Raw genomic sequence first — 9596 nt, 5'->3', positions numbered from 1 at the left:
CCGCCCCCCCCCCCCCACCGCCCCCCCCCCCCCCCCCACGCCCCCACCCCCCCGCGGGCCGCCCAAACGTGGATGCCTTCTCGACACAGAGCAGATATCTGCGGCTCCTGCTGGCCAGTAATTCCAACGCCGTCATGCTCCTGGACAAAGACGGCTATATCGAGTTCCTCAACGACCGGATGGTCCGGACGATAGCCGCCCCCGCGCGAAACGGCGTTGAGGGGCTGCACTTCACGGAGCTGTACGGCCTGTTCGAGAGCGAGACCTTCGTGGAAAACGCGCGGCGCGCCTTCAAACTGCTCCAGAAAAAAATGCAGTTTCTGGAGGAGGAGCTGGAGATCGACTTCTCCGGCACGGGCCACCCGCGCCCCTACGTGGTCCACTCCATCCCCCTCGTCAACGAGGATGGCGTATTCGAGGGCGCGGAGGTCATCTTCTTCGAGCCAGCCAGCCTCGTGACCACCCTGACGGAGCGGCAGACCCACGTGCTTCTGGACTTCGTACCCCTGCCCTGGACGCTTCGGGACAGCGACAACCGCATCGTGGACTGCAACCAGGAGGCTCTGAGGATGTTCGGCGTGTCCCGGAAGGAGGACCTCATCGAGCGATTCCAGGACTTCATTCCGGAGTTCCAGCCGGACGGCGAGCGGTCCGACGAAAAATTCGCCAAAGTGTACCGCGCCGCGGTGGAAAGCGGGCATCATGACTTCGAGTGGACCTACCTCGACGCCAAAGGAGAGCCCCTCCCCGTGGAAGCGCTTCTCGTGCGCCTGCTGTGGCGAAGCGGCTACTGTTTCGTGGTCTACTCCAGAGACCTGCGCAAGGAGCGGGAGCAGGCCGAAAAGGCGAAAGAGGCGGAGCAGCAGATACAGGCCATGATGGACGCCACGCCCCTTCTGGCCTCGCTCTGGGACGGAAACGGGCAGATGCTCAACTGCAACCTGGAAGCTCTGCGACTTTTGAAGGTTCCCCGAAAGTCCGACTACATGGACCGTTTTTACGAGCTGAGCCCGGAGTTCCAGCCGGACGGCGAGCGGTCCAGAGAAAAAGGGGCTCGCATGATCCGCGCCGCCTTTGAAACCGGCCGGCAGAGGTTCAACTGGATGTACAAAGCTTCCGACGGGGAGCTGCTGCCGGTGGAGACCACGCTGGTGCGCATTCCCTGGCGGGGCGGCTTCGGTCTGGCGGCCTACTCCCGCGACATGCGCGAGATCATTGAAAAAGAGGAGGAGACCCGGGACGCCAACGAGCGGGTGCAGACCATGCTGGACTCCATGACCTCCAACTGCATTTTCTTCGACCCCAACGGAGAGCCGGAGGACTGCAACGAGCAGGTGATATCCTTCTTCGGCTGCAGGGATAAACAGAAATTTCTGGAGAACTTCTCCGACTTTTCCCCGGAGGTTCAGCCCGACGGCAGGCCCAGCAGAGAAAAGGCGCTGGATATGATACACCGGGCCTACTCCACCGGGCACGCCATGTTCTACTGGGAGCACTGTCGGGCGGACGGAGAGCCTCTGCCGGTGGAGGTGACGCTGAAGCGGGTGAAGTGGCGGGACGGCTGGCGCGTCATCGGACACCACATCGACCTGCGGGAGATTCAGGAGGCCAACCAGAGAAGCTCGGAGCTGGAGATCGAAAGCAAGGCGGCTCAGGCGGCGTCGGAGGCCAAAAGCGCGTTTCTCGCCACCATGAGCCATGAAATCCGCACGCCCATGAACGCCATCATCGGCATGAGCGACCTGATGCGGACGGACAACCTGGACGACCAGCAGAAGGAGTACCTGCGGGACATCCGCAAAACCTCCCACGCCCTGCTGCAAATCATCAACGACATCCTGGACCTCTCCAAGATCGAGGCCGGCAAGATGGAGCTGGTGCAAACCAACTACAGCATTCGGGCGATATACGACGACATCTGCGCCATCACCCTCGTCACGATGAAAAACAAGCCCCTTCAGTTCCACCATTTCTTTTCCGCCGACGTGCCGGACATCCTGTTCGGGGACGAGACGCGGGTGCGGCAGATCATCACGAACATCCTCAACAACGCCGTGAAGTACACGGAAAAAGGCCACGTGGAGCTGCGGGTGACGCGGGAGCTCTGGAAGGGGCGGGACTGCCTGGTGGTGGTGGTGAGCGACACGGGCATCGGCATCAAAAAGGAGAACCTGTCCAGGCTCTTCGACAAGTTCGCCCAGTTCGACGTCGATAAACACAAGGGCATCAACGGCACCGGCCTGGGCCTCCCCATAACGAAGCAGCTCGTGGAGCTGATGGAGGGGGAAATCGTCGTGGAGTCCGACTACGGCAGGGGCTCCACCTTCACGATCTACCTTCCCCTGACGCCCGGCGACCCGGCGAAGATCGAACGTCCGAAAACGCTGCGCCGCGTCTCGGCCCAACCTGGCACGGAGGTTCTGGTGGTGGACGACAACGCCATCAACCTCACCGTGGCCCTGGGGTATCTGGCCAAGCACGGAATAAAGGCCGACAAGGCCGAAAGCGGCGAACAGGCGCTGGAGATGCTTCGGAATAAAACCTACGACCTGATTCTCATGGACCACATGATGCCGGAGATGGACGGAATCGAGACCACTCGCCGCATCCGCGCCACGCTGGAGAAGAAGCATCGGGAGATGCCCATCGTGGCCCTCTCCGCCAACGCGCTTTCGGGCATGAAACAGGTTTTCCTCGACGCGGGCATGGACGACTTCATCTCCAAACCAATCGACCCTCTGGAGCTGAACCGGACTCTTCTGGAGTGGCTGCCGCCGGAAAAGCTGATTTTATCCTCCCCCGAGGCCGCTGGAGAAAAGGGGGAAGCTAAAAGGGGCGAAGCCCATGAAAGGGACAAATCCCCTGAACCGGACGCGACCCCCGGAGCGGCCCCATCCAACGCGTCTTCATCCATCGCGTCTGCCTCCAGCGCGCCCGTTTTGCGCGAACAGAGCGCCGGAAACCGAGAGGCGCTGTCGAAGTTCCTCCAGAACCGCGCCGGGGACGCCGACGCCATCGCGGCGCTGCTGGAGGCGGGGGATCTGGAGGGGGCGGCCCGCTTCGCCCACAGCCTCAGGAACATGGCGGCCGCCATGGGAGCGGAGCGTCTGAGGCTCGCGGCGTCCAGAGCGGAAACGGCGATCTCCTCCGCGGCGTCCTCTTCCCGGGACGGCGTGAACGCCGGGGGGACTGGCAAAGACGGGCCGTCGGAAGCTCCAAACGGTGAGCTGAAAGCGGCAATGACGGAACTGTCGCTTGCGTTGGGCGAGTTGAGGAAGGTGGAACTCGAATGACTGACAACTGTACCAGGGCTGCGGCCACGACAGGGGCCCCGACCGCGGTAAGAGAGACGGCGACCGACGCTGAAAAAGAGCTCGCCGAGGAAATTCTGAAGCTTGAGAAGGAGAACAAACGGCGGAAAAGAGCGCTGAGGCATCAGGAGGAGCGGCTGGAGAGATACCGCATCTGCGTCGATATGTCCAAAATCATGGAGTCGCTGCGGACCGCGGAGCAGCGGAAGCTGGAAAAGTACATGAGACTCCTGATGGAAAACTCCCGAAACATCATCCTGCTGCTGTCCCGCGAGGGGCAGGTGGCCTATTGCACCAAAGTTTTCCTCGAAGCCGTCGGCATCGAAAACTTCGGATTGGTCGAGGGCCGGGACGTTTACGAAGTGTACAACGCCCTGGGGGACAAGGAGCACGCCGCGCGGCTGCGAAATCAGATTCAGCAGGTTCGGGACGACGGCGAGGGGATTCGGGTGAACCGGGAGATTTTCTTCCCCGGCCTGAAGGAGACGCGCCCGTACGAAATCCACGTCACCCCCATGTTCGACGACCACGGCCGCTTCGACGGCGTGGCCGTCCTCTACCACGACACCACCGAGCTGCACCGGGAGATGGACATGCAGGCCGCGATTCTCAAGGCTTCCGCGGACGCCAAAAGCCACTTCCTGGCCTCCATGAGCCACGAAATCCGCACGCCCATGAACGCCATTCTCGGCATGAGCGAACTGATGCGCGTGGACAACCTGGACGAGGAACAGGCGCGGTATTTCTCGGACATTCGGAAGATGTCCCGCTCCCTGCTTCAAATCATCAACGACGTGCTGGACTTCTCCAGGATCGAGGCCGGCAAACTGAGCCTGCTGCCCGGACACTACGACATCTTCGAGCTGTTCGGCAACGTCTGTTCCCTCATGCGGTTCACCATAGCGGGCAAACCGCTGGAATTTCGAAGCTCCATCGCGGACGACATCCCCCGGACGCTCTTCGGCGACGAGACGCGGGTGCGCCAGATCGTCATGAACCTGGTCAACAACGCCGTCAAATACACTCAGGAGGGATACGTGTCCCTGAGCCTGACGAGGGAGAAAAAAGGGGGTCGCGACTACCTGTCCATCCGGGTGGAGGACACGGGAATCGGCATCGAAAAAAAGAACTTCAGGAAAATTTTCGACGCTTTCGAACAGGCCGACGAGAAGAAAAACCAGGGCATCGCCGGCACGGGGCTGGGCCTCTCCATAACGAAGCAGCTCGTGAGCCTCATGGACGGCGAGATCGGCCTAGAGAGCGAATACGGCAGGGGATCGGTCTTCACGGCGAGGGTTCCCCTGATAGAGGGCGACCCCTCCCAGACGAAAAAGAGCGAGTTCTTCCGGCTGGCCCGCGCGTCCGGCGACCTCAAAGTGCTGCTGGTGGACGACAACGAGGTCAACCTGACCGTGGCCGCGGGGTTTCTGTCGAGGCACGGAATAAAGCCGGACACGGCCGGTGGCGGTCGGGAGGCCGTGGAACTGGCCCGGAAGAAGCAATACGACCTCATTTTCATGGACCACATGATGCCCTGCATGGACGGGGTGGAGGCCACGAAGGCCATTCGGGCTCTGGAGGGGAGCCTGGGAAGCGTTCCCATCATCGCCCTTTCCGCCAACGCGGTCTCCGGCGCGAAGGAGCTTTTTCTGGAGGCGGGGATGAACGGCTTTCTTTCCAAGCCCATCGAGGCCTTAGAGCTGAACGCGATTCTCCTGCGGTGGCTGCCCCCGGAAAAGCTGCTCAGGGAAGCCGTAACGCCGAACGAAAGCACGACGGAAACTCCGGGCGAAGCCCTGAATAAAAAAGCGCCGGAAGCGGGGGGCGTTCCCGAGGGGCTTCTGGATCAGCTCTCCCAAACGGAGGACCTGAGCGTCGCCGACGGGCTGGCTCGCGTCGGAGGGGACGAGGAAATTTACGTCTCCATTCTTCGACAGTTCTGCAAGGGGCTGGACAAAGAGCTGGATGCCCTCCGCGGCTTCGCGGCCCGCGAGGACTGGAAGGAATACGCCATACGGGTTCACGCGCTGAAGAGCGTTTTCGCGAACCTGGGCAACCGTTTTTTGTCCGACTGGGCCCTGGCCCTGGAGAAAGCCTCCCGCGAGGGAAGCGAGGAAAAGTGCCGGAGCGAGACGGAGCGCTTCTGCGAGGAGATGGAGCTTTTCCGGTTCCGTCTGCTGGAGACGTCCCTGATGGAGCGCGACGGAGACGGCAGGGAAGAGAAGAAAAAGCTCTCGGCGGATGATCTGGCGGAAGCGCTGAAAACCCTGGCGGAGGCCTGCCTGGGCTGCGACGTGGACAGGGCGGCGGAGACAGTCAAAACCCTGAGAAAAACGACTTTCAGCGGAGACGTTGACCTCACTCTGACAAAAATCTGCGACCTGACGGACGCATTCGACTTCGAAGAGGTCATCGAGAAGTGCGGCGAGCTGATTGAAAAGTTATAGCTGATTGAGAAGTTATAGCTGATCGAAAAATTATAGCGAATTACTCACAAAAATTTATGCAGAAAAGAGCCAGGGGCTCTAAATTCCGGTACGGAGGTAAGTTTGAAATGATTAAGATGCTGACCGCCAGCACGATGGAAGTAGACGATCCGTCGCTGGCCCTGGAGGAGATACTGAGGCAGCTCGACCTGAAGCGCAATTTGCTGAAAAACTCCGTCGGGATCCTCTTCTGCAACTGCGAATTCGTGGAAGAGGGCATCGTCGGGAAGCTGTGCGGGGCTCTGCCCTTCGACACGGCGGGCTGCACCACTCTGGCCAGCGCGGAGCGGGAGAAGTGCGAGTTTGAACAACTGAGCCTCTCCGTGCTCACCAGCGACGACGTTTCTTTTTCCACGGCGATCTCGGCGCCGATCACCAAAAGCGGCGTGAGCTCCTCCGTGGCGGAGGTTTACCGTCGGGCGCTGGGCAAACTGGGCGGAGGGGAAGACGCGCAAAAGCCCGCTCTGGTACTGGCCTACGCGCCTGTAATCATCGACGTGGGGAGCTACTCCATCAGCTATTCTCTGCTGAAAGCCTGCGGCAACATCCCCGTTTTCGGCGGGTTTTCCTGTGACAACACCCTGCGTTACGAGCAGAACAAGGTTCTGTGGAACGGCGGGAGCTTCTCCGACAGGCTGGCGCTGATCCTGATGAGCGGCGAGGTGAAGCCCCGATTTCACGTCACGGCGCTGCCGGAGAGCGCGGCGCGGAGGAAATGGGGCGTCATCACTGAATCTGAAGGGCACGTCATCAGGAAAGTCAACGGAGTTCCCCTCATCGACTACCTCATGTCCCTTGGGCTGTCCAGTGATGACTTTCAGAGCGGAAAACTGGCCCTGCCCTTTGCAATCGACGCGGGGGACGGGACGCCTCCCACGGTCCGCTCGCTGCGCATCGTGATGCCGCAGGGTTACGGGATTTGCGCGAATGATGTGCCCACTGGCGCGGCGTTCACGGTGGTTCAACTGGACTGCGGCGGAGTGGTGGAGACGGCCAGAAACACGGTGGACAAGCTCCTTCAGGAGGAGGACGCCAACGGCATTTTCATTCACTCCTGCATCAACCGCAACACGCTGCTGGGCCTGCGGGAGTGCGACGAGATGAAAGTGATGGCGGCTCTGGGGAACAAGGCCCCGTATCACCTGAGCTACGCGGGCGGGGAAATCTGCCCGCTGAAAAACGAGACCGGCGCGTATGTGAACCGTTTTCACAACTTCACTCTGGTCTCCTGCGTTCTGTGACTCGGAAGGAGGAAGATCCGCATGTCGGACAGAAGAAAGAAAATCATTTTAGCGGTGGACGACGCTCAGACAAACCTTCAGGTCATTCAGGGCGTGCTGAAGGACTCCTTCGAGATGCGCCTGGCGAAGTCCGGAAATATGGCGCTGATGACCCTTGACCGCATTACGCCCGATCTCATTCTGCTGGACATCGATATGCCGGGCATGTCCGGGTTCGAGTGCATGGAGGCCATTCGCTCGCAGCCCAGGCTGAAGGACGTTCCGGTGATCTTCGTGACCTCCCACGCCACGAAGGAACTCGTGGTGGAGGCCGGAGAACGGGGCGCGAAGGACTACGTGGTCAAGCCCTTCGATCCGGAGCTGCTGAAAAGCAAGGTTCACAAGGCTCTGGGATTTTGACCGTGACCGACGCCGGCAGAGATGACGACATGAGAGAAAACGGGACGCTGGAGACGGCCGACAGAAAAACTTTGTTGCGGGTAATCCGTGAACTCCGTGAGGAAAACGAAGCCCTGCGAAAAAAGCTGGGGATGCCGTCGAGGGAATCCGGCGCGAAGAATGAGGCGCGGACGGAGGGAACCCCGGCGGTGGAACTTCCTGTGGTGGCGCTGCCGCCCGCGGGGGACTCGCCAAATTCTTCGTCCGAAGCGGAGGATCTGCTGAAAGAGCTGGCCCGGGTGGAGGACCTGAGCGTTACGCGGGGTCTGGCTCGTCTGGGGCACGACAGGGACGCCTACATCGACCTTCTTCGGCGGTTCTGCGAAAGTCTGGAGGACGAAACGGACGTTCTCCGCGCGCTGGCGTTCACGGAAAACTGGAGGGGATACTCCGTGCGGGTTCGCTCGCTGAAAAGGCTTTTCGAGAATCTGGGCAACCGGTTTTTGTCCGACTGGGCCCGCGATCTGGAGGAAGCGGCGAACAGGGGCGACGTGGGAAATCTGGCGAAGCAGACGCGGAGTTTTTGCGACGACATGAGCGGTTTTCAGGCGAAGCTCCTGCAAACGTCCCTGATGGACGAAATGGAGGCCGAAATCGCGCTCTCCCCCGAAGAACTGCGCCAGAAACTGGAAACTCTGGCGGAGGCCTGTCTTGAATGCGACTCCGCCGGAATCGACGTTCTGCTGGACGAGTTGAACGCGGCGGCTCTGGACGGAGAAAACAGGTCGCTGCTGGAAGAAATTCGGAGGCTGGCGGAGTCCTTCGACTACGAAGACGTCATCGTCAGGTGCGGCCTGCTGCTGGAAGCGCTGAAAGGATGATTGCGCGGACGAAAAAAAAAGAAAAAAATAAGAAATTTTGAAGCGATTGCTTTGGAAAGTCCTCCCGTGGAGAACAACGAGCAGATTTACAGTAGACCTGTAAAGGAGAGATGGACGATGCTGAAGAATCTGAAAATGGCTTCAAAGTTGATGCTGGGTTTTGGCGTGGTGCTTCTGGTGTTTGCGGCGGCTGTGCTGACGACACACAGGTATTTATCTTTGGTGAGCGAGGAGAGCCGGTTTCTCAGCGAGCAGGAGACGCCGGCGCTGCGTCTGAGCGCCGAAATCGAGCGCACGGCGTATGAAACATTTCTGACCCTGCATGAAACACGTTTTACCGGCACTGCGGAAACAATGAAGGACGACGACGTAAAAATTGCGGTGCTGGAAAAAGCTCTCGGAGATATGGAGAACTTGGGAAGGTCCTTTCCGGTCATGACCAGTCCCAAAATGGTGAGGGAGAATATTCTTCCTGTTCATAAAGATTACGTTACCGCGGTCAGAAAGATGCAGAATGCCATAAAGCTCAGGGACCAGAGTTTCAGCGAGATTAGCAAAGCCGGCGACACGATGATTACCAATATCCTTGACGCTCAGGGGAGTTTTTACAAATCCGCCGTTTCGGATAACGATGATACCCATACAAAGGCGCAGAGGGCTGAACAGCTTTATCTGACCGGACAAATGTATGGAGACGCCATGTCTCTCAGGCGGGAAGTAATGGCTGCTCAAAGCGCGCTGGATGGCGACGCGATGCTGAAACTCCAGGACGCATGTCGTGAATTAAAAGAAAAAGCCAATAAAGCGTTCGCGGCCGCTCAATCGGCGGCAAACAAATCTAAAATGCAAAAAGTTCTGAGCGCCCTGGACGACTATTCGACAGAACTCGGAGAGATGGCGCAGGATATTAAGGCGGAGGCTGAAGCGGTCTTGGAACAGGCGGCCTTAATGCGGCGTTATAATGACGAAACCTCAAAGATCACCGGCTTCGCGGAGGAGAAGGTGAGGACAGTGGCCGAGGAAAACCTGTCCAGCGTGCGCTCCGCCGAGAGGCTCCTGATCGTAGCGGGCGCGGTTTCGGTTCTTTTGGGGCTCCTCATCGCCTGGTTCATCTCGCGGTCCATTTCCAGGCCCATCAGAACCCTTGTGGGAATTGCGAAGCGCTGCCAGAGCGGGGATTTGACCGTCACGCGGGAGGACTTCGGCTACGAGGGGAAAGACGAACTGGGCGATCTGGTCGGGGCGTTGTCCGACATGGTGAACTCCCAGGAGGCCGCCATGCGCCAGGTGGTGTCCGTC

At 59.8% G+C, this 9596-nt stretch carries 6 protein-coding genes; all 6 read left to right on the top strand.

From position 1 onward, the window contains the following. Positions 1-68: 68 nt before the first annotated feature. Entirely contained in the window at positions 69-3293 is a 3225-nt protein-coding gene (locus LBR61_13245) for a response regulator (protein MDR1733046.1), read from the top strand. Continuing rightward, complete coding sequence (locus LBR61_13240; protein ID MDR1733045.1) at positions 3290-5758, top strand: response regulator; 2469 nt, start codon at positions 3290-3292, stop codon at positions 5756-5758. Before LBR61_13245 ends, LBR61_13240 begins: the two co-directional genes overlap by 4 nt. A 107-nt stretch (positions 5759-5865) precedes the next feature. Next, positions 5866-7038 (top strand): FIST C-terminal domain-containing protein, encoded by a 1173-nt coding sequence (locus tag LBR61_13235; GenBank protein MDR1733044.1) that lies wholly within the window; start codon positions 5866-5868, stop codon positions 7036-7038. A gap of 21 nt (positions 7039-7059) precedes the next feature. Further along, positions 7060-7437 carry a response regulator gene (locus LBR61_13230; GenBank protein ID MDR1733043.1) on the top strand — a complete coding sequence of 126 codons (378 nt, stop codon included), beginning with the start codon at positions 7060-7062 and terminating at the stop codon, positions 7435-7437. Beyond that, positions 7434-8297: a hypothetical protein gene (locus LBR61_13225; GenBank protein ID MDR1733042.1), complete on the top strand. Its 864-nt coding sequence runs from the start codon at positions 7434-7436 to the stop codon at positions 8295-8297. Before LBR61_13230 ends, LBR61_13225 begins: the two co-directional genes overlap by 4 nt. Before the next feature lie 117 nt (positions 8298-8414). Further along, positions 8415-9596, top strand: a 1182-nt coding sequence (locus LBR61_13220; protein MDR1733041.1) for a HAMP domain-containing protein, incomplete at its 3' end; no start/stop codon positions are given.

The sequence above is a fragment of the Synergistaceae bacterium genome, from assembly GCA_031272035.1.
In the GTDB taxonomy this organism is placed as follows: domain Bacteria; phylum Synergistota; class Synergistia; order Synergistales; family Aminobacteriaceae; genus JAISSA01.
This window is presented reverse-complemented; position numbering and strand designations above follow the sequence as displayed.